Source organism: Nonomuraea sp. NPDC003727, assembly GCF_053586935.1.
Genome location: NZ_JBSFNE010000001.1, coordinates 115,770 through 135,201, shown reverse-complemented (window position 1 = coordinate 135,201; position 19,432 = coordinate 115,770). Strand labels below are relative to the sequence as shown.

General features: G+C 71.9%; 26 protein-coding genes. 10 read left to right on the top strand and 16 right to left on the bottom strand.

Features of this window, described 5'->3' with window-relative positions:
- Positions 1-63: 63 nt before the first annotated feature.
- The 4 genes from ACWDLG_RS00730 (at position 64) to ygfZ (ending at position 2,540) form a co-directional block, all read left to right on the top strand.
- The gene (locus ACWDLG_RS00730) at positions 64-552 is read left to right on the top strand and encodes an FABP family protein (protein ID WP_449914452.1); all 489 of its coding nucleotides are present in this window, start codon (positions 64-66) and stop codon (positions 550-552) included.
- Positions 549-845 carry a DUF2470 domain-containing protein gene (locus tag ACWDLG_RS00725; RefSeq protein WP_449914449.1) on the top strand — a complete coding sequence of 99 codons (297 nt, stop codon included), beginning with the start codon at positions 549-551 and terminating at the stop codon, positions 843-845. Before ACWDLG_RS00730 ends, ACWDLG_RS00725 begins: the two co-directional genes overlap by 4 nt.
- 332 nt (positions 846-1,177) lie before the next feature.
- Positions 1,178-1,597: a Fur family transcriptional regulator gene (locus ACWDLG_RS00720; protein ID WP_449914448.1), complete on the top strand. Its 420-nt coding sequence runs from the start codon at positions 1,178-1,180 to the stop codon at positions 1,595-1,597.
- Positions 1,598-1,601: 4 nt separating this feature from the next.
- Entirely contained in the window at positions 1,602-2,540 is a 939-nt protein-coding gene (ygfZ, locus tag ACWDLG_RS00715; protein ID WP_449914446.1) for a CAF17-like 4Fe-4S cluster assembly/insertion protein YgfZ, read from the top strand.
- 78 nt (positions 2,541-2,618) lie between these two features.
- On the opposite strand, the gene ACWDLG_RS00710 is transcribed toward ygfZ, so the two are convergent.
- The 4 genes from ACWDLG_RS00710 to dtd all read right to left on the bottom strand — a co-directional run bounded on the left by ACWDLG_RS00710 (position 2,619) and on the right by dtd (position 5,481).
- Positions 2,619-3,104: a hypothetical protein gene (locus ACWDLG_RS00710; RefSeq protein WP_449914443.1), complete on the bottom strand. Its 486-nt coding sequence runs from the start codon at positions 3,102-3,104 to the stop codon at positions 2,619-2,621.
- A 13-nt stretch (positions 3,105-3,117) separates the two neighbouring features.
- Complete coding sequence (locus ACWDLG_RS00705) at positions 3,118-3,762, bottom strand: response regulator transcription factor (RefSeq protein ID WP_354914077.1); 645 nt, start codon at positions 3,760-3,762, stop codon at positions 3,118-3,120.
- Entirely contained in the window at positions 3,753-4,976 is a 1,224-nt protein-coding gene (locus ACWDLG_RS00700) for a histidine kinase (protein ID WP_449914439.1), read from the bottom strand. The genes ACWDLG_RS00705 and ACWDLG_RS00700 overlap by 10 nt, the downstream gene beginning before the upstream one ends.
- A gap of 79 nt (positions 4,977-5,055) precedes the next feature.
- Positions 5,056-5,481 (bottom strand): D-aminoacyl-tRNA deacylase, encoded by a 426-nt coding sequence (dtd, locus tag ACWDLG_RS00695; protein ID WP_449914437.1) that lies wholly within the window; start codon positions 5,479-5,481, stop codon positions 5,056-5,058.
- Between the two features lie 97 nt (positions 5,482-5,578).
- Here dtd and ACWDLG_RS00690 point away from each other — a divergent pair, with 97 nt between their 5' ends.
- Positions 5,579-6,490, top strand: a complete 912-nt coding sequence (locus ACWDLG_RS00690; RefSeq protein ID WP_449914436.1) for an asparaginase — start codon at positions 5,579-5,581, stop codon at positions 6,488-6,490.
- Positions 6,491-6,509: 19 nt separating this feature from the next.
- Here the strand turns inward: ACWDLG_RS00690 and ACWDLG_RS00685 are convergent, their stop codons facing one another.
- A complete protein-coding gene (locus tag ACWDLG_RS00685) occupies positions 6,510-7,094 on the bottom strand; it encodes an ankyrin repeat domain-containing protein (protein WP_354914069.1) in 585 nt (194 codons plus the stop codon).
- A gap of 239 nt (positions 7,095-7,333) precedes the next feature.
- On the opposite strand from ACWDLG_RS00685, the gene ACWDLG_RS00680 reads away from it, so the two are divergent.
- Positions 7,334-8,368 carry a sensor histidine kinase gene (locus tag ACWDLG_RS00680; protein WP_449914434.1) on the top strand — a complete coding sequence of 345 codons (1,035 nt, stop codon included), beginning with the start codon at positions 7,334-7,336 and terminating at the stop codon, positions 8,366-8,368.
- Positions 8,365-8,985, top strand: coding sequence for a response regulator transcription factor (locus ACWDLG_RS00675; RefSeq protein WP_354914065.1), 621 nt, complete (start codon positions 8,365-8,367; stop codon positions 8,983-8,985). Before ACWDLG_RS00680 ends, ACWDLG_RS00675 begins: the two co-directional genes overlap by 4 nt.
- A gap of 31 nt (positions 8,986-9,016) precedes the next feature.
- On the opposite strand, the gene ligD is transcribed toward ACWDLG_RS00675, so the two are convergent.
- Positions 9,017-9,982 (bottom strand): non-homologous end-joining DNA ligase, encoded by a 966-nt coding sequence (gene ligD, locus ACWDLG_RS00670; RefSeq protein ID WP_449914432.1) that lies wholly within the window; start codon positions 9,980-9,982, stop codon positions 9,017-9,019.
- 178 nt (positions 9,983-10,160) lie between these two features.
- On the opposite strand from ligD, the gene ACWDLG_RS00665 reads away from it, so the two are divergent.
- A complete protein-coding gene (locus tag ACWDLG_RS00665; RefSeq protein ID WP_449914430.1) occupies positions 10,161-11,756 on the top strand; it encodes a DUF2207 domain-containing protein in 1,596 nt (531 codons plus the stop codon).
- 52 nt (positions 11,757-11,808) lie between these two features.
- The gene (locus ACWDLG_RS00660; protein ID WP_449914429.1) at positions 11,809-12,480 is read left to right on the top strand and encodes an ankyrin repeat domain-containing protein; all 672 of its coding nucleotides are present in this window, start codon (positions 11,809-11,811) and stop codon (positions 12,478-12,480) included.
- On the opposite strand, the gene ACWDLG_RS00655 is transcribed toward ACWDLG_RS00660, so the two are convergent.
- Complete coding sequence (locus ACWDLG_RS00655; RefSeq protein WP_449914427.1) at positions 12,464-13,198, bottom strand: alanyl-tRNA editing protein; 735 nt, start codon at positions 13,196-13,198, stop codon at positions 12,464-12,466. The two genes, ACWDLG_RS00660 and ACWDLG_RS00655, sit on opposite strands and share 17 nt — an antisense overlap.
- 170 nt (positions 13,199-13,368) lie before the next feature.
- Here ACWDLG_RS00655 and ACWDLG_RS00650 point away from each other — a divergent pair, with 170 nt between their 5' ends.
- A complete protein-coding gene (locus ACWDLG_RS00650; protein WP_449916156.1) occupies positions 13,369-13,929 on the top strand; it encodes an SGNH/GDSL hydrolase family protein in 561 nt (186 codons plus the stop codon).
- Here ACWDLG_RS00650 and ACWDLG_RS00645 read toward each other — a convergent pair.
- The 9 genes from ACWDLG_RS00645 to ACWDLG_RS00605 all read right to left on the bottom strand — a co-directional run bounded on the left by ACWDLG_RS00645 (position 13,895) and on the right by ACWDLG_RS00605 (position 19,354).
- The gene (locus ACWDLG_RS00645) at positions 13,895-14,350 is read right to left on the bottom strand and encodes a MarR family winged helix-turn-helix transcriptional regulator (protein WP_449914424.1); all 456 of its coding nucleotides are present in this window, start codon (positions 14,348-14,350) and stop codon (positions 13,895-13,897) included. The two genes, ACWDLG_RS00650 and ACWDLG_RS00645, sit on opposite strands and share 35 nt — an antisense overlap.
- A gap of 46 nt (positions 14,351-14,396) precedes the next feature.
- Positions 14,397-14,732, bottom strand: coding sequence for a DUF2516 family protein (locus ACWDLG_RS00640; RefSeq protein ID WP_354914053.1), 336 nt, complete (start codon positions 14,730-14,732; stop codon positions 14,397-14,399).
- 173 nt (positions 14,733-14,905) lie between these two features.
- Positions 14,906-15,322 carry a hypothetical protein gene (locus ACWDLG_RS00635; RefSeq protein WP_354914051.1) on the bottom strand — a complete coding sequence of 139 codons (417 nt, stop codon included), beginning with the start codon at positions 15,320-15,322 and terminating at the stop codon, positions 14,906-14,908.
- 3 nt (positions 15,323-15,325) lie between these two features.
- Entirely contained in the window at positions 15,326-15,832 is a 507-nt protein-coding gene (locus ACWDLG_RS00630) for a helix-turn-helix domain-containing protein (RefSeq protein WP_354914049.1), read from the bottom strand.
- A gap of 73 nt (positions 15,833-15,905) precedes the next feature.
- Positions 15,906-16,811 carry a M56 family metallopeptidase gene (locus ACWDLG_RS00625; protein WP_449914423.1) on the bottom strand — a complete coding sequence of 302 codons (906 nt, stop codon included), beginning with the start codon at positions 16,809-16,811 and terminating at the stop codon, positions 15,906-15,908.
- Positions 16,808-17,164 (bottom strand): BlaI/MecI/CopY family transcriptional regulator, encoded by a 357-nt coding sequence (locus ACWDLG_RS00620; RefSeq protein ID WP_354914046.1) that lies wholly within the window; start codon positions 17,162-17,164, stop codon positions 16,808-16,810. Before ACWDLG_RS00620 ends, ACWDLG_RS00625 begins: the two co-directional genes overlap by 4 nt.
- A 61-nt stretch (positions 17,165-17,225) precedes the next feature.
- Positions 17,226-17,756 (bottom strand): N-acetyltransferase family protein, encoded by a 531-nt coding sequence (locus ACWDLG_RS00615; protein ID WP_449914420.1) that lies wholly within the window; start codon positions 17,754-17,756, stop codon positions 17,226-17,228.
- 10 nt (positions 17,757-17,766) lie between these two features.
- Positions 17,767-18,561: a class I SAM-dependent methyltransferase gene (locus ACWDLG_RS00610; protein ID WP_449914417.1), complete on the bottom strand. Its 795-nt coding sequence runs from the start codon at positions 18,559-18,561 to the stop codon at positions 17,767-17,769.
- A gap of 46 nt (positions 18,562-18,607) precedes the next feature.
- Positions 18,608-19,354, bottom strand: a complete 747-nt coding sequence (locus ACWDLG_RS00605) for an SDR family NAD(P)-dependent oxidoreductase (protein WP_449914416.1) — start codon at positions 19,352-19,354, stop codon at positions 18,608-18,610.
- Between the last annotated feature and the right edge of the window lie 78 nt (positions 19,355-19,432).

Genomic DNA, 19,432 nt, shown 5'->3' with positions numbered 1-19,432 from the left:
ACGTCCGCACCCGGTACGCCGGCGCAGGCGGGACACCCCGTGGACGGCCTAGGCTTGCGAGACATGGAAGAACCTGAAGTGCATCCCGACCTCGAGCCCATCGCCTGGCTGCTCGGCAGGTGGGAGGGCGCGGGAGTCGGCGGCTACCCGACGATCGAGAGCTTCAACTTCGGCCAGGAGATCGAGTTCGGCCACAACGGCAAGCCGTTCCTGACCTACGTCAGCCGTACGTGGCTGCTGGACGAGTCGGGCGGGAAGGTGCGCCCGCTGGCCACCGAGACCGGCTACTGGCTCCAGCAGCCCGACCGCCAGCTGGAGGTGCTGCTCTCCCACCCGACGGGCATCGTCGAGATCTACGTCGGCGAGGTCGTGTTCCACAAGATCGAGCTGCGCACCGACGTGGTCGCCCGCACCGCGACCGCGAAGGAGTACACCGCGGGGCACCGCCTCTACGGCCTGGTCAACGGCAACCTCATGTGGGCCTACGACATGGCCGCCGAGGGGGTCGCGCTGACCTCTCACATGTCGGCCGAGCTGAAGAAGGTGGCATGAGCGGCCCTTTCACCCCTGACGTCGTCGAGGCGATCAAGCGGCACATGAACGACGACCACGCCGCCGACGGCCTGCTGATCGTGCGGGCGCTCGGCGGGCGTCCGGCGGCGACGACGGCGACGACCAGTGACGTGGACGCCGAGGCGATCGAGTTCACGATCGACGGCGGCGAGCGGGTGCGGGTGCCGTGGGGTGAGACGCTGACCGAGCGCCCCCAGGTACGGCTCGCGGTGGTCAGGCTCTACAACGAGGCGTGCGCCAGGATGGGCGTCCAGCCGCGCGGCGAGCACTGACGCGTTCGCGGAGGACGACGGCTCGCGGGCCCGGACATGGGAAAGGGCCCCGAGCCTTCTCCGCCTGCGGTCAGGCGGGCCGGATGGACCACAGGCAGGGCCGCACCCTGCCGTCCGGCTGCTCGGAGCCCCGGTGGCTGCCTCGGATTCGCCTTCGCGTCGCGAGACCTCCAGACCTGGTCCGGATGGTTCCGCGTCGCTAGCGGACAGCCACCTCGCTAGCCCAACTATGAATCACCATTGTTTGGACCACCTCCTTTCCGCGTGCCTTCAAGTTATGCGGCGGCTTCGGTAACGGGCAAGCGATTATCCGGCGGCCGTAGACTCGGGACATGACCGAGACCGCATGGCACGAGGAGCTCCGGGCCAAGGGCTACCGCGTGACTCCGCAACGTCAGCTGGTCCTCGAGGCGGTCAAGGCGCTCGAGCACGGCACGCCCGAGGAGATCTGCGCGAAGGTCCGGCAGACGGCTCGCGGGGTCAACATCTCCACCGTCTACCGCACCCTCGAACTGCTCGAAGAGCTCGGCATGGTCACCCACACCCATCTCAACCACGGCGCCCCGACCTACCACCTGGCTACCGAGGCCGACCACTTCCACCTGGTGTGCAGGGTCTGCGGCGAGGTCAGCGAGGTCCGCCTGGAGCTGACCGACGGCCTGGTCAAGGGGCTCGACCACGAGATGGGGTTCGAGACCGACATCCGGCACCTGACCGTCTTCGGCCGGTGCCGCACCTGCCGGGTAGCCTGACGGCATGCGTAGCCCTCTGCTGGATCTCCCCGGCGCCGTCGCGGCCGAGGCCCCCGACGCCGACGTGGCCGCCCACTACGGTGACCTGTTCGCCGAGCAGCGCGCGCTGCTGAAGGGCGAGGCGGTCGTCGACCGCAGCAACCGTGAGATCGTGCGGATCGCCGGTGCCGACCGGCTGAAATGGCTCAACGACCTCACCTCGCAGAAGCTCGACACCCTGCAGCCGGGCGTGTGGACCCAGACGCTGCTCCTCGACCTGCAGGGAAGGGTGGAGCAGCACCTGACGCTCGTCGACGACGGCGCGGCCGTGCTCGCCCACGTGGAGCCCGGCGCGTCGGCCGCGTTGATCGACTATCTCGACCGCATGCGGTTCATGCTCAGGGTCGAGGTGTCGCTCGCCGACGAGCTGGCCGTCCTGTCGACCGCCGACGAGGACGTCCTCGTTCCGCGCGCCGAGCTCGGCGACCATCTGGGCAGGCCGCTGGCCGGGCTGTGGGCCTACGAGGCGCTGCGCATCGAGCGGCACCGGCCGCGGCTCGGGCTCGACACCGACCACAAGACGATCCCGCACGAGGTGGGCTGGATCGGCGCGGCCGTCCACCTGACCAAGGGCTGCTACCGCGGGCAGGAGACGGTCGCCCGCGTCCACAACCTGGGGCACCCGCCGCGCCGCCTGGTGTTCCTGCACCTCGACGGCAGCGTCGACACCCTGCCGCCGCACGGCGCGCCGGTGGTGCTCGACGGGCAGGACGTGGGCTTCGTCGGGTCCTCGGCCCGCCACCACGAGCTGGGGCCGATCGCGCTGGCCCTGGTCAAGCGGACGGTGCCGGTCGACGCGCCGCTGCTGGCCGGCGGCGTCGCGGCCGGCCAGGAGGTCGTCGTGCCGCCGGACGCGGGCCGCAACGTGTCGATCGACCCGGCGCTCCGCCGCCGCATCCGCTGACCGCCCGCCCTGTCCGGTACGGCGCGCCGTGCCCGGCCCTCCCGGTCCGGCACGGGCGGGCCGCACGCGCGCACGGTGTCACAGCTGGACGCACTTCCCGGCCGGGCAGGTGAGCGAGCGGGGCGTGCCGTTCAGCATCACCGTGGTGCCCTCGGGGACCGCGAGCGTGTAGACGGCGCCGCACCCCGGCGTCTCGCAGACGAAGACGGCCCGTAACCACCGGCCGTTCCACGACTCCTCCTGGTGGCGGGAGCCCACGCTCCACGTGGACTCCCGCCTGATCGCCAGCTCCCCGTGCTTGCCCTGGACGACCTTGACGTCGACCTCGCCCGACGCGTCGAGGACCACCTCCGGCGTGGTGAGCTCGTAGACGTTCTCGGTGACCTCCCTGGTGCGGGTGGAGATCAGGGAGGTCTCGGCCGACGCGTCGGGCGCGGGGATGTTGAGGCCGAACGCCGTCCCGACGCCGACGATCGAGCCGAAGGCGAACAGACCGCCGACGACCAGCCACACCGTGCGCGTTGACGAGCCTTCGTCCGACTTCGATGACCACGGCTTCCGCATGGGCGAGCCCCCTTCAGACCTTGAGGAAGCGCAGGACGGCCAGGACCCGCCGGTGGTCCTTGTCGTCGGCGCCGGACAGGCCGAGCTTGGCGAAGATGTTGTTGATGTGCTTGCCGACCGCGCCCTCCGAGACGACCAGCGCCTCGGCGATGCCGGTGTTGGAGCGGCCCTCCGCGATGAGCGCGAGCACCTCGCGCTCCCTGCGGGTGAGCTGGTCGAGCGGGTCGCTGCGGCCGCGCAGCAGAAGCTGGGCGACCACCTCGGGGTCGAGCGCGGTGCCGCCCGCCTCGACCCTGCGCAGCGCGGCGACGAACTCGGTGACGTCGGCGACCCGGTCCTTGAGCAGGTAGCCGACCCCGGTCGTCTCGGTCGACAGCAGCTGGCTGGCGTAGCGCTCCTCGACGTACTGCGACAGCACGACGATCGGCTGCCCCGGCCGCTGGCGGCGCAGCACGAGGGCCGCGCGCAGCCCCTCGTCCCTGTGCGAGGGCGGCATCCGCACGTCGGTGATCACCAGGTCGGGTGCGTGCTGCTCGACCGCGCGCAGCAACTCCTCGGCGTCGGCCACCGCGGCCACGACCTGCATGCCCGCCGAGCCGAGCACCCAGGTCAGGCCCTCCCTCAGCAGCACCGAGTCCTCGGCCAGCACTACTCGCATGGAAGCTCCACTTCGATCGTCGTCGGCCCGCCCGCCGGGCTGTCGATGCGCAGCCGGCCGTCCACCGAGCCGACCCGCTGCGCCAGGCCGCGCAGGCCGGTGCCGCGCTCGGGCGCGGCCCCGCCCTTCCCGTCGTCCTGGACGGTCACCCGCAACCGATCACCTCTGCGGACGACCGTGATCGCGGCGTTGGCCGCCTCGGCGTGCTTGGCGATGTTGGTGAGCGCCTCCGACACGACGAAGAACGCCACCGCCTCGATCGTGGGCGAGGCCCGGTCCGCGACGTCGACGCTGAGCCGTACGGGGAGGGGTGCGCGGGCGGCCAGGCCGGACAGGGCCGCGTCGAGGCCCTCGTCGGTGAGGACGGCGGGGTGCAGGCCGCGGACGAGGTCGCGCAGCTCCTTGAGCGCCTGCTTGGCCTCCTCGTGGGCCTGGGCGATCACCTGGCGGGCCGGTTCCGGCAGGTCGGTGAGGGTGGCGCGGGCCATGCCGAGGTTCATGGCGAGCCAGACGAGGCGCTGCTGGGTGCCGTCGTGCAGGTCGCGCTCGATGCGGCGGCGCTCGGCGTCGGCCGCGTCGATCACCTCGGCGCGGCTCTCCCGCAGGGTCTCCACCCGCTGTGCCAGCTCGTCGCTGATGCTCGGGCCGAGCAGCGCCTTGCCCGCGATGATGTCGACCCAGGCGAACGCCCTGGCCACGAGGGGTCCGGCGACGAACAGGCCGACGGCGATCACCGCGAACAGCACGCCGAGCCACCAGTAGGCCGCCAGGGCGAAGGTGCGGGCCGACAGGATGGCCAGGGTGATGGTGCCGCCCCAGGCGATGAGCAGGGCGGTCGCGCCCAGGCCGTTGAGCAGCGGGCAGAGCAGGTGGTAGGCGATCTGCCGCCACGTGCTGAGCGCCTTGGCCAGGCCGACCAGCCACGTGAGCGGGTTGCGGGGCGGCCACGCCCGCGGCACCGGCGCGATCGTGACGTCCAGGTAGGCGGAGAAGCGGGACCGCTGCAGGGCGGTGAGGTACGGCAGCGCCCAGAACAGCACGCCGACGGCGATCACCGGCACGACCACGGTCCAGACCAGCAGCACCGACGCGAAGACCAGGGCGATGATCACGCCTGCCGTGAGGGCCCCGGCCAGCAGGCCCATCGCCACGTGCAGGGTGCGCAGCCAGGTCGCCGCTCCCCATAAGGAGCGGATCCGTTGCCAGATGGTCATGCGATCAACGGTAGGGGGAGGGGCGCCTTCCGGACATGGGCGAGCCATCCGGGAAAAAGGTGAGGCTGGCCCTACCTGCTCACAGGTCGATGACCAGCGTGATCGGGCCGTCGTTGAGGAGGGAGACCTTCATGTCGGCGCCGAAGCTGCCGGTCTCCACGTGCGCGCCGAGCGCCCTCAGCTCGTCGACGACCGCCTGGACCAGCGGCTCGGCGACCGGTCCCGGCGCGGCGGCCTGCCAGGTGGGGCGGCGGCCCTTGCGCGTGTCGCCGTACAGGGTGAACTGGCTGATGACCAGCAGCGGGGCGCCGACGTCCGAGCAGGACTTCTCACCGTCGAGGATGCGCAGGCCCCACAGCTTGGCGGCCAGCTTGCGCGCTTCGGCGGGGGTGTCGGTGTGGGTCGCGCCGACCAGGACCATCAGGCCGGGCTCGTCGATCGCGCCGACCGTCCGGCCCTCGACGACGACGGAGGCGTGGCTGACCCGCTGGACGACTGCTCGCATGACACCCCATTGTGGCCCACCGCCGTGGCGTCCAGGAGCGCGGCCCTCCGCGCGCCCGGCGGGGCCGCGGCTACACTCGTCGCGAAAGGGAGGGGAAATGTCGCTTGTTGTGGAGGTTGTCCGGTCTGGGTTCGTGGAGTCCACGCACCAGGTCCGGATGCTGGCGGTGGCCGCCGACGGGACCCCGGTCCGTGTCCATGGCACCGTCGACGCGCTGGCCTCGCCGCGCTCCTCGATGAAGCCGCTCCAGGCGCTCGGCATGCTGCGCCGCGGCCTCGACCTGGACGGCGAGCTGCTCGCGCTGGCCTGTGCCTCCCATGCGGGCGAGCCGTTCCACGTCGACGGGGTCAGGAAGATCCTCGCCGGCGCGGGGCTCGACGAGAGCGCCCTTCTCTGCCCCGAGGACCACCCCGAGGACAGGAGCGTGACCGGCAAGGCGCGCGTCTACATGAACTGCTCGGGCAAGCACGCCGCCATGCTCGCCACCTGCGCCGTCAACGGCTGGCCGGTGGAGACCTACCTGGACCCCGCGCATCCGCTGCAGCGGGCCGTCAGGGAGACGGTCGAGGAGCTGACGGGCGAGCGCGTCGCCGCGACCGGCGTGGACGGCTGCGGCGCGCCGCTGTTCTTCGTCTCGATGGTGGGCGTGGCCAGGGCGTTCAGGGCCTTCCCGCTGGGCGGTCCCGGCTCGCCGGAGCGGCGCGTCTACGAGGCCGTGATCGCCCATCCCGAGTGGACCTCGGGCACCACCCGGCCGGAGGTGGCGCTGATGCGGGCCGTACCGGGGCTGATGGTGAAGGCGGGCGCCGAGGGTTTCGACGCCTTCGCCTTCGCCGACGGCCGCGCGGGCACCGTCAAGGTCGAGGACGGGACGTCGCGGGCGCGGGTGCCGGTCACCGTGGCCGCGCTGCGCGCCCTCGGTCTCGAGGCGCCCGAGCTCGACGCGCTGGCGGTCCCGCCGCTGCTGGGCGGCGGGCGTCCCGTCGGAGAGGTACGGCTGCGCGCCTGAGCGGCCGCCGCTGCCGAGGTCAGGCCTGCCGGAGGAGCTCCGCCACCTCGTGCTGCCCCTTCTTCTCGGCGTGCCGCAACGCGGTCACGCCGTCGCGGTCGGCCAGCTCGGGGTCGGCGCCCGCGGCCAGCAGCAGCCTGACGATCTCCTGGTACGGCGGCCCGCCGTCGCCCAGGATGACCGCCTCCAGCAGTCCGGTCCACCCGAGGTCGTTGACGTGGTTGACGTCGATGCCCGTCTTGAGCACCTCGCGCACGTAGTCGACGTGCCCCCGCTCGCACGCGGGGATGAGCGAGACGCCGCCGTAGCGGTTCCTGACCGTCAGGTCGGGCTTGGCGGGCAGCAGCGCCCGCATCATGGCCACGCTGCCCGTCACGCCGGTGACCAGCCACGGGGTGTCGTGCTGAGCGTCGAGGGCGTTCGGGTCGGCGCCCGCGGCGACCAGGATCTCGGCGACCTCCACGTGGTCGGCGGCGCTTGCCAGCAGCAGGGCGGTGCGCCGCTGGCTGTCGCGCGCCTCCAGGTCGGCCCCCTCGGTGACGGCCTCTCTGACGGCGGCGGCGTCACCCGTGGCGGCGGCGGTGAGCAGTTGTCCGTTGAGCACATTTGATCCTTTCATGCAAGGACGCGAGGATTGTGGTCGGGATTCCGCGCCGCACGCCGCGAGCCCGAGGGCAGCCGCCGCGGCCAGCACCGCTCGCCGGCTCAACCACACGACTGGGTCCATACCACCACCATGCCTCCCGGAAAAGGGCGGCTCATCCCGCGAACGGTCGGCACCGGGGGAAGAAAACGGCGGAGCCGTACGTCAACCGAAAGGCTGATGTGACGACAGGAGGAGCGGTGGAACGCGTCTGGCTGAACAGGGCCATGCACGTCGGGTTCTTCCTTCTGCTGGCCGCCTCGGCCTCCAGGCTGCTGGTCAGGCACGGGCTCAACGGCGAGAGCATCACGAACGTGAGCCTGGCCGCCGTCCTCGGCGCCGTCTACGCCGCGGGCGTGGTGTTCTGGCGGCCGCTCGGCCAGCGCGGCCGGCTGGTCTGGCTCGCCGCCGTGCTCCTGCTCTGGCTGGTGCTGGTCGAGATGGCGCCGTCGTTCTCGTGGTGCGCGATCCCGCTGTTCTTCATGTGCCTGCGGCTGCTGTCGCCGCCGCTGGCGATCGTGGCCGCCACCGTGCTGACGGCCGCGGTGATCGTCTCCCAGATCTACCTGGCCGACCGGTTCGATCCGAGCCAGGTGCTCGCGCCCGTCGCGGTGGCCGCGATGACCGTGGTCATCTTCTGGGAACTGCGGCGCGCGGGCGTCCTGGAGGAGAGGGAACGGCTCAGCCGCGAGATCCACGACACGATCGCCCAGGGCCTGACCAGCCAGCGCATGCTGCTGCAGGCCGCCGACCGGGCGTGGACGGCCGACCCCGACCGTGCCCGCGGGTACCTGCGCCAGGCCATGGCCCTGGCGGGCGACAACCTGGAGGAGGCGCGGCGCCTCGTCAGAGACCTCGGTCCCGCCGAACTGGCCTCGCGGTCGCTGCCCGACGCGCTCAAGGCGATCAGCGACGACTTCCGCCAGGAGGGGGCCGAGTATCCTCTCGACCCCAAGACGCAGGCCGTCCTGCTCAGAGTGGCGCAGGGAGCGCTGGCCAACGCGCGCGAGCACGCCCACGCGAGCAGGGTGGTCGTCACGCTGTCCTACCTGGAGGGCGAGGTGACGCTCGACGTGTTCGACGACGGTGTGGGCTTCGACCAGGCCGTCTCCGGGCCGGGGCGCGGGTACGGCCTGCGCGCCATGCGCGACCGGCTGGCCGAGGTGGGCGGCACCCTGGTCGTCGAGAGCGTGCCGGGCGAGGGCACGGCCGTGGCTGCGAGGATTCCGCTGTGAAGCTCTTCCTGGTGGACGACCACCCCGTGGTGCGGGCGGGAATCGCGGCCCTGGTCGGCGGCGAGCCCGACATGGAGATCGTCGGCGAGGCCGGCACGTCGCAGGAGGCGGTCAGGGGGATCGCCCTCAGGCAGCCCGACGTCGTGCTGATGGACCTGCAGCTCGGCGAAGGAGCCGACGGCGTGGAGACCACGCGGCTGGTCCGCGCGCTACCCAACGCCCCGCAGGTACTCGTGCTGACCACCTACGAGACCGAGGCGGACATCGTCAGGGCCATCGACGCCGGGGCGACCGGCTACGTGCTCAAGGCCTGCCCGCCCGACGAGCTGTTCCAGGCCATCAAGGCGGCGGCCAGGGGGGAGACCGTCCTGTCGCCGAAGGTGGCGACGCGGATGATGCGCCGCATGCGCGACCCCGGGCCCGCCCTCACCGCCAGGGAGATCGAGATCCTCGGGCTGCTGGCCAAGGGGGCGGGCAACAAGGAGATCGCCAAGGCGCTGTTCATCACCGAGGCGACCGTCAAGACCCACCTGGTCCACGTGTACGGCAAGCTCGGCGTCGACACCCGCACGGCGGCCGTCACGGCGGCGGTCGAGCGCGGCCTGATCCGGCTGTGAACCACCCCGCGCGGCCTCCCGCGAACTCCTCCTACGAGGCCTGGGGGACCCGCACCTCCTCCGGCCGCTTGTCCTCGCGCAGGCCGCGCCACGAGGGGTGCCGCACCCGCCCGTCCGGCGTCCACTCCGCGTAGCGGACCTCCCCGACCAGCGCCGCCTCCACCCAGTGCGCGCCCCGGGCGTGCTCGGGCGGCACCCCGGCCACGGGCGGGTCGGGCCGCTCCAGCGGCCGCAGCCGCGCCTCCAGATCGGCCAGCATGCGGTCGGTGAAGCCGGTGCCCACGTGCCCGGCGAAGACCAGCCGCCCCTCGGCGTCGTGCACGCCGAGCAGCAGGGATCCGATGGTCCCCGCCCGGCGGCCCTCACCCGGCTTCCAGCCGCAGATGACGACCTCGAGCGTGGCGAAGTTCTTCACCTTGGTCCAGTCGGCCGAGCGCTGCCCCGGCCGGTAGGGCGAGCCGAGCCGCTTGGCCACCACGCCTTCGAGTCCGAGTGACTTGCTGGCCGCCACCGCGTCCTGGCCGGCGCCGTGGAACCACACGGGCACCTGCCAGCGCGCACCCGGCGTGACCGTCTCCTCCAGCACCTCCCGGCGCTGCGTGTACGGCAGGCCGACCACGCTGACCGCGTTGATGTGCAGCAGGTCGAACAGCATGAACGTCACGGGCACCGACCTGACCAGCTCCGCGATCTTCGCCGGGTGGCGCTGGTGCATCCGCGGCTGCAAGGCGGCGAACGAAGGGCGGCCCGCGGCGTCGAAGGCGACGATCTCCCCGTCGAGGACCAGGTCGTGGCCGCCCACCGCGCCGCCCAGCATGCGCAGTTCTGGGTAGGCCACGGTGACGTCCTTGCCGTTGCGCGAGACCAGCCTGACCGCCCTGTCCTCGACGTAGGCCACCGCCCTGACCCCGTCCCACTTCATCTCGTAGCCCCAGTCGCCGGCGACCGGCAGCGATCCGGCCTTGGCGAGCATCGGCTGGTAGGGCGGGAGTGTCATCGGGACACCTCCGGCGTGGGCGGTCGTGCCGTACCGACGATGAAACCCCGTCCGGGCCCGCGCGTACAGGCCTGCCGCGCGGCGCCGTGAATCGCCCTCACACCCCGAACCATCGCATTCCCCCTGGTCAGGGCGTACCCATTCAGAGCGTCTGTGCCAACCGCTACGATCGGCCGCCATGACGGGTATCAAGGTCGCCTTGGCCGCTTTCCTGCTCGGCGCGCTCTCCATGACGGCGCCGTCGGGGGCGATCACCGACGAGGTGACGATCGAGCTCGGCAAGGGCGGCGTGCTCCACGTGAGCGAGAAGATCAGCGGCGCGGGCGGCGAGGTCAAGCGGACCTTCCTGAGCCGCACCCGCTACGACGACTCCTTCGACCGGCTCTACCGGATCTCCAACGTCAAGGGCGGCACGCTCGCGGGCGACGTGCTGACCATGAAGGGCGACGGCACCGTCTCCTACGACGTGACCGGCGCTGTCACCCAGGCCGGCGGCGACGAGGAGCTGCGCTGGTTCGCCGTCGGCGGCTGGAACGTCCCGGTGGAGAAGGCCACGGTCAAGGTCACCGGCCCGGCCTCGATCCAGAACCTGTCGTGCTTCGCCGGCGACCTGACCTCGGCGATCGGCTGCACGTCCGCCTCCATGGACCACACCGGGGCGCGCGCCGACTTCGAGCAGCAGCGGCTCAACGCCGGCCAGGCGCTGACCGTCGTCGTCGGCTTCCCCCAGGGCTCCAGCGGCGGCGAGCCGATCCTGGCGCGGCGCTGGACGCTGGCCTCGGCGTTCACGCTCGACCTGGTCACCGGGGGCGCCCTGGCCGGGCTGCTGGTGCTGCTGCTGGGCGGGGTGGGCCTGCTGTGGTGGACGCGCGGCCGCGACGCCCGCGTCGTCGGCCACGAAGGGGGCGCGGTCGCCGCCGTCCAGGACGGCCACTTCACCCCGCCCGACGGCGTACGGCCCGGCCAGATCGGCACGCTGATCGACGAGCAGGCCGACGTGATCGACGTGACGGCCACCATCGTCGACCTCGCGGTCCGCGGCTACCTGCGCATCGACGAGCAGCCCCGCCAGACCTACGACGCGCCCGACTGGCTGCTGGTCAGGCTGCCGAACGCGCCCGTCGGCTCGCTCATGCCGTACGAGAAGGCGCTGTACGACGCGATCTTCGACGGGCGTGACGTGGTGCTGCTGTCGCAGCTGTCCGGCTCCTTCCACGCCCACCTCGGTGAGGTGCGCGACGCCCTCTACACCGACGTCGTACAGCAGGGCTGGTTCGCGCGCCGTCCCGACGCCGTCCGCACCCGCTGGACCACGATCGGCCTCGTGCTCTGCTTCCTGGGCGTGGCCGCGACCGTGGCGCTGGCCTGGTTCACCACCTACGGCCTGCTGGGGCTGGCGGTCGTCATCGCGGGGGCGGCCCTGGCGGTGGGCGGGCAGTCGATGCCGGCCAAGACCGCCAAGGGGTCGGCCGCGCTGGCCCACACGCTGGGGTTCCGGCAGTACCTGCTGGCGGGCGACCTCGGCGCCGTGCCCGAGCAGCACCGGGTCGAGCTGTTCTCCCGCTACCTGCCGTACGCGGTGATCTTCGACGGGGTCGAGCACTGGTCGCGGGTGGTCGCCTCGGTCACGGGCGACGGGCAGGAGGCCGACAACCTCTACTGGTACCACGGGCCGGCGGAGTGGGACCTGTCGAAGTTCGCGGGCTCGATGCGGACCTTCACCACCACGACGTCGGGCGCGATCTCCTCGACCCGCCAGTTCCGCTCCCTCTGACGGCCCGGGCCGGGGCTCGACGGGACACCCGTCATGATCGAGAATGGCCGGCATGGACGTTGACGACCCGATCGCCGTCGCCGTCGTCGCGGCGATCCACGCCGGTGAGGCCGCCGAGCTGGAACGCCTGCTGACCGCCCATGAAGGGCTCGCCCGCGAGTGGCTGGAAGGGCGCGACGGGACCAGGCGTTCGCTGCTGCACGTGGCCACCGACTGGCCCGGCAACCGCCCCGGCGTCCGGCGCACGATCGAGCTGCTCGTCGCGCACGGGGCCGACGTCGGCGCGCGCTTCGCCGGCCCGCACACCGAGACGCCGCTGCACTGGGCGGCCAGCAACGACGACGTCGAGGCCCTCGACGCGCTGCTCGACGCGGGCGCCGACATCGAGGCCACGGGCGCGGTCATCGCGGACGGCACGCCGATCACCGACGCGGTGGCCTTCGGGCAGTGGAAGGCCGCGCGGCGCCTGGTCGAACGCGGCGCGTCCGTGGCGGCGCACGAGGCGGCGGCGCTCGGGCTGCTCGACCGGATGGTCGAGCCGTACGATCTCGACCTGGCCTTCTGGTTCGCCGCCCACGGAGGGCAGCGCGACATCGCCGAGTATCTCCTCCACCGCGGCGCCGACCCGGCCTGGTTGCCCGACTGGGAGCCGCTGGACGCGGCGGGGGCGGCCAGGCGCAACGGGTTCGGCGAGCTGGCCGACCGGCTCAGTCGGAGATCGTGATCCGCAGGCGGCGGAAGCCCCTGCCCTTGCTCTCGATCTTCGCCACCTTGATCCGGCCGATCTGCTTGGTGGAGGCGACGTGGGTGCCGCCGTCGGCCTGGGTGTCGAGGCCGACGATGTCGACGATGCGGACGTCCTGCACGTGCTCGGGCACCAGGTTGGTGGCCGTGCGGATGATGTCGGGGATCGCGAACGCCTGCGCGCGCGGCAGCACCCGCACGTCGATGCGCCGGTCGGCGCCGATCTCGGTGTTGCAGGCGGCCTCGACCGCCTCCTTGAAGCCCGGTGGCACCTCGGGCAGGTTGAAGTCCATCCGGGCGGAGAACTCCTCCATGTTGCCGCCGGTGACCAGCGCGCCGTAGTCGCGGAAGACCACCCCGCACAGCACGTGGAGCCCGGAGTGGGTGCGCATGAGCGCCGAGCGCCGCTCGTCCGCCACGGCCCCGGCGACGACCGTGCCGACGGGTGGGACGGGATCGCCCTCTGCCGGGATCAGGTAGAGATCGTCGCCTTTGCGTACCCCGGCGATCCGGGTTTCCACCCCCCGCCAGAGAAGAACTCCCTGATCGGCCGGCTGGCCGCCGCCGCCCGGATAGAATGCCGACTTGCTCAAGACGATCCCCTCTGGCGACGAGTCCAGGACGACCGCCTCGAACGAGCGCAGGTTCTGGTCGGAGAGTTCGAGCCGTTGCGTGCGCCCGTGGAGATCGAAGGTCATGTCGGCAGCCTAGAACCCCTGAGGTGGTCATGCGCGGCCTGCTGCGTCGTCGTCTGCTCGCATCGGCCGCCACGGTAATCGGGATATGTCCCGCTATTGCGGGGTGCAATGGTGCTGCGGCTTCGCAGCCACCCGCGCGCGTGCCCGTCGTGCAGGAGACGACACCCGTGATGATGGTCGTCGGCGACAGCTTCACCGTCGGATCCGGGCCCGTGCACCCATGGGAGACCTACGCCACCGAGGCGGCGCGGCGGCTGGGCTGGCAGCCGGTGGTCGCGGGCGCCGGCGGCACCGGCTTCGTCAATCCTGGCCGGGTGGGCCGCAGCTTCGCGCAGTCGTTCACGGCGGAGCTGGCCTGGCGGCCCGCCCCCGACGTGCTGATCATCTCGGGCGGCCACAACGACCACCGATGGGCCGCCTCCTCGGTACGGCGGGCCGCCGCCAGGCTCGTGGGGTCCGTCAAGGCCGTCTGGCCCCGCACCAGGATCGTCATGATCGGCCCCATCTGGATCGACCGCGCCCCGCGCAAGGCCTACCTGGTCCGCGACGCCCTCGCCGACGTGGCGGGCCGCGAACAGGTGACCTTCCTAGACCCGCTCCGGCAGCGCTGGATCTCCGGCGACCGGGCCGACGTGCTGCTGCCCGACGGCGTGCACCCCACGCTCGAAGGGCACGACAGGCTGGCGCAGTGGCTGGTCAACGCCCTGCGGGCCACTCCCGTGCCCTCGTGACGTGCCGCTTGTAGAGCTCGCGCGACTCCCGCAGGAAGCGGGCGATCGTCTCCAGCTGCTCGTCGGTGTACCGGGACAGGATCGTCTCGCCCTCGACGGCGAAGGGGCCGTAGAGCTCCTCGGCCATGGCCGCGACCTTCTCGGTGGGCCGGACGACCACCCTGCGGCGGTCGCCGGGATCGGGGGAGCGGGTCAGGTAGCCGAGCTTCTCCAGCCGGTCGAGCATGGCGGTGACGCTGCCGGTGGTCAGCCCGAGCTCGGGACCGAGGATGCCGGGGGTGATCTCGCCGTGCCGCAGCAGGATCTCCAGGCAGCGGATGTCGGTCCTGTTGACGCCCAGGGCGCGGGCGGCGGCCGCGTCGAAGTCGTCGACGGCGGACTGGAAGGCCTGCATCTCGGCACCGATCAGTTCTCTGGACATGCGACCTTCGTGGAAGCGGTGGACCGGGAGCCGGGCGCCCGCCGCTCTACCAGGGACCGTAGGGGCCGTTGCTGCCGCCCTTGCCCATGCCCTGGACGGCGGGCTTGACGTCGGCGAGGTAGACGCCGGCGGCGATCACCGAGGCGATCGCGAAGATGTTGAGCCTGGCCAGCCCGCTGGCGCCGAAGTAGCCCCAGGCCGTGGCGAAGGAGAACAGCGTGCCGAGGCCGAGGATCAGCAGCCACCACTTCTTCTGGAGCTTGCCCGCCGCGATGAAGGCGTTGGTCGGGGTGCGGAGCGCGTGGACGAGCGCCCACACCGACATGCCGAACGCGATGATCGCGAGAATCGCGAAGATGAGGTCAAGGCCAAAGGTGATCATGTCCACTCCGCCCAATGCCGCGATGTCGCCAACCACCCTAGTCCATTCACCCTGAAACCTGTTTCCAGTACGGCAAGCCGCCCAAGGCGCCCGGACGTCCGGGGAATGCTGACCGGCCCAGGGAACGCGAGGACCCCCGCCCGGGGACGGGCGGGGGTCCTGAACACGCGGGGTCAGGCCTTCGGGGCGGCCTTGGGGGCGCGGGTGGTCTTCTTGACCGGCGTGGCGACCGGCGGCTCGGCGGCCTCGGAGACCTCCTCGAGCTCCAGCGCGGCCTCACCGCTCACCTTGCTGACGACCTTGCGGCCGCGCGTGGCGAACTCCTCGTAGACCTCGGTGGCCCTGGCGCTCAGCTGGTCGGCGTAGTCGCGGGCCTTCTCGGGGAACTCGCGGGCGAAATCCTCGGCCTTGAGCCGGGCCTCGCGCGCCCGCTCCGGCAGGTCCTTGGTGAAGTCGGAGCGGCGCGACTCCAGCTTCTGCAGCCGCTCGGGCAGCTCGCGGAGCTTCTCGACGGCGTAGTCGCCGGCACCCGCGACCGCGTAGAACGGCTTGGAGTCGGTGAGCTTCTTGACCTCGGTGGCGAGCGTCATGGGTTAACCTTCCTTGGTTTCCTGGGTGACGGTGCCGTTGTTCGAGGAGCTGGATGAATCCGCCGCGTATGGAGCGAGCGCGGCGAGGAATTCCTCTGGCAGCGGCTGCTCGTCGTCCGTCGCGGAATCGTGCTGGGGGCGAGCATTCTGGGAGGTCTGCTCGTCCCCGGCGCGGTTCTCCTTGCGGAACGACTCGTAGATGTCGATCAGCACCTGGCGTTGCCGCTCGGTGATGAGGTTGTCGGCCCTGATCGCGGTGATCACGTCGCTCGGGGGCTCGCGGTCCTCGATCAGCCCTGCCTGCACGTAGAGCGCCTGCGACGAGATGTGCAGCCCCTTGGCGATCTGGTTCAGGATCTCGGCGCTCGGCTTGCGCAGGCCCCGCTCGATCTGGCTGAGGTAGGGGTTGGAGACCCCTGCCGCCGCCGCGAGCTGGCGCAGCGAGATCTTCGCCTGCTGCCGTTGCTCGCGGATGTACTCACCGATCGAGCCGACGTTGGGTAGTGCCATACCGTCAGTCTGCCCCGATGTGCTTGCAATTGCAAACGGATCGGCTAACACCTGCAAGCAGGGAACAGTGAGGTCAGAAGGGCAACGCCCACAGGAAGGGGGCGGAGGTGGCCAACGTCACACTCAGGGCGATCAGCCCGAAACGCCCGGAGCGCGGCAGGTCGGGAGCCGGCTTGATCAGCCGGTCGACCCTGGCCATCACCTGGGAGTGGGCGGCGCCGAGCATGCCGTGGGGCGCCGGGATGGCGCCTGCCGTACCGAAACGGAGCAGGGCGGTGGCCAGGCGGCGCGGCGAGCAGTAGCGGCGGGCCCGGTCGTCGGCGGCCATCTCGACCAGCAGCTCCACCTGGGCCTGCGCGTCGCGCACGACCTTCGAGAACGGCAGCGCCCTGCGCAGCGCCCCGAACGGCAGCAGCACCAGGTCGTGGCGCTCGCGGACGTGGGCCGACTCGTGGGCGAGCACCGCGGTCAGCTCGTCCTCCGACAGCAGCTCGAGCGTGCCCGAGCTGACCACGACGTGCGAGCGCAGGCCCGGCACGCAGTAGGCGGCGGCGCCGGGATGGTCGAGGATGCGCACCCCAGGGATGCGCGGCTCCTCGCGGGCGATCAGCGCGAGCAGCATGCGGTGGCGGCGCCTGGCGCGCAGCGTCTGCACGCCGGCTGCGAGCAGCACGGCGACCAGGACGGCCAGCATGGTCAGCCCCGCGACCATGGCGAGCGCGTGGAACGGGTCCCACGGCACGCCGGGCCGCTCACCGGCGGCGAAGGCGAGCAGCCCCTGGATCACACCCCTGTCGTACGGCATGACGGCGAAGGCGAGCAGCGCCCCGGTGCTGGCCAGACCCCAGGCGACGCCGAGCGACTGCCACAGGGCGATGGCGAGGCGGGGAGCGCGGGAGGTCCAGCGGGCGGCGGTGAAGCGCCAGGCGCCGATCGCGCACGCCGCGGCGAGCGCTGCCAACGCCGCCGCCGTGATCACTCTTCCTCCAGCTCCGTGAGGGCCTTGCGCAGGATCTCCGCCTCGGACCCCGAGACGGCCTGGGCGAACCTGGTGAGGGCGGCCGAGCGGTCGCCCGTCATGTCCAACGCCTCCAGCATAAGCTCGGCGACGTAGCTGTCACGGGTTTCGGCTGGTTCGTATCTCCATGCCCGGCCGTCGCGCGTCCGCTCGAGGAACCCCTTGCGGGTGAGCCGGTCGAGCACGGTCATGACGGTGGTGGGGGCCAGGTCGCGATCCTCTATGAGCCTGCCCACCTCGCGGGCGGTCAGCGGGGCGTTCTGCGCCCAGAGGATGTCCATGATGCTGCGTTCGAGCTCGCCAAGACCCTTCACACTCACCAGCGTAGTACTACACGCTGTCGAGCTGGGATCCGGCCCGAGGATGAGAGGGACGTCACGCGTTCTCCGGCAGGAACGTCACCATGTAGATCTCGTCGCGCTCGTCGCCGTCGGCCACCCTGATCGCGCGCGGCACCCGGCCGACCTCGCGGTAGCCGTGCCTGGCGTAGAAGTGCTCGAGGCCGAGCCCGCCCCTGGCGGTCAGCCGGAGCGACTCCAGGCCCAGCCGCGTGCCCGCCTCGGCCACGGCGCGCATGAGCTCGCCGCCGTAGCCCTTGCCCTGGTGCTTGGGATGCACCATCACCCGCATCACGGTGCGCCAGTGCGTCATCAGCGAGTGGCCCGTGGAGACCAGGACCGCCCAGCAGGCCACCCGCCCGTCGTCGTCGAAGCCGGCCACCAGCGTGTCGGGGCCGCCCTCCGCGCACGCGGCGAACGTCGTGGTGGCGGTGGGCCTGATGTCGTCGGCCGTCACCGGCGGCACCCAGCCGACCGCGCCGCCCGCGTTGGTGACGTCGACCCAGCACTCGAGAAGGTCGTCGAACAACTCGGGCGAAATTTCCGGAGAAATCACGAAACGCGGCATGAGGGGAAGGTTATCGGCCGACCGGATTCACCGCCGACCACGGGATCGACAGTTCACCCAGTCGCCACCGCGCCGTTCCGCCCAGCGGCGGCGTGCGACAGACCGGCCAGCCGTCCGCGAGGAGCTCGACCGCCTTCAGCCACCGCTGGCGCAGCCCGTTCGCCCCGTACGGCGCGGCGATCGCCCAGGCCCTGTCGAAGTCGCGGAGGAACGCGTGAACGGGCTGGCCGGGAACGTTGCGGTGGATGAGGGTCTTCGGCAGCCGGTCGGCCAGGTCCGAGGGGGTGGCGAAGGCGTTGAACCGGGCCGACAGGGTCAGCGTCCGCGGCCCCTCCGCCGACAGGCACACCCACACCGCCCGGTGCCCGACCTCCGAGCACGTCCCCTCCACGAGGATCCCGCCCGGTGCCAGCCGCGACGTCAGGACGTCCCAGTAGCGCCAGGCCTCCGCCTCGCCGTACTGCCTGAGCACGTTGAAGGCCCTGATCACCGTGGGCGGGCGGGGGACAGGGAGCTCGAAGCCGCCCAGCGCGAAGGACAGCCCTTCGCGCTCGTAGGGCTTGGCCAGCGCCACGCGGGCGGGCTCTATCTCGAGGCCGATGACCTCCACCGTGGGGGAGACCCGCCGCAGGCGGGTGAACAGCTCGAGCGTCGTGGTGTGCGACGCGCCGTACCCCAGGTCGACGACCAGGGGGCGGTCGGCGCCGCGCAGCAGGCGGCCGTGGACGGCGGCCAGCCACCTGTCGGCGCGACGGAGCCGGTTGACGCCCGTCGTCCCCCTGGTGACGTTGCCGACCGGTCTCACCGAACCGCCACCACGCGCGCGCCTCCCGGTCCTCGGGACACGCCTCTCACCGGTCGAGGACCCGGTGGACCTTGTGCTGGGCGGCCTGGGCGCGGGGGCGGATCACCATCCTGTCGACGTTGAAGTGCGGGGGCCTGGTGACGCTCCAGGCGATGGCGTCGGCCACGTCGTCGGCGGTCAGCGGGTTGGCGACGCCTTCGTAGACCTTCGCGGCCGCCTCGGCGTCGCCGCGGAAGCGGGTCACTGCGAAGCCCGCGCTGCGCACCATGCCCGGCGCGATCTCCACCACCCTGACCGGCTGAGCGACGAGCTCCAGCCGCAGCGTCTCCACCATGGCGGTCTGGGCGTGCTTGGCCGCGGCGTACCCGCCGCCGCCCTCGTAGGAGACCAGGCCCGCGGTCGAGGTCAGCATCACCAGCACGCCGTCGCCGGAGTCGATCAGCTTCGGCAGCAGCGCCTTCGTCACGCGCAGCGACCCGAGCACGTTCGTGTCGTACATCCGCTGCCAGTCCTCGACCAGGCCCTCGGCCACCGTCTCCATGCCGAGCGCGCCGCCCGCGTTGTTGACCAGCACGTCGCACCGCTCCAGCGTCGCCGCGAGCGCGTCGACCGACTCCTGGGAGGTGACGTCGAGCGTCACGGGCGTGATGCCGCCGACCTCCGCGGCCAGCTTGTCGAGCCGGTCCCGGCGCCGGGCGCCGGCCACGACCTCGTACCCCTCGGCGGCCAGCCGCCGCGCGGTCGCCTCCCCGATGCCGCTGCTCGCACCGGTCACCACTGCCGTCTTCGTCATGGGCTCATCCTGCCAGCACGGCGAAAGCCGGACGCGCGGCGGGAATGTCGGAAGGTTTCCGCCCGTTGTATGCGCTCT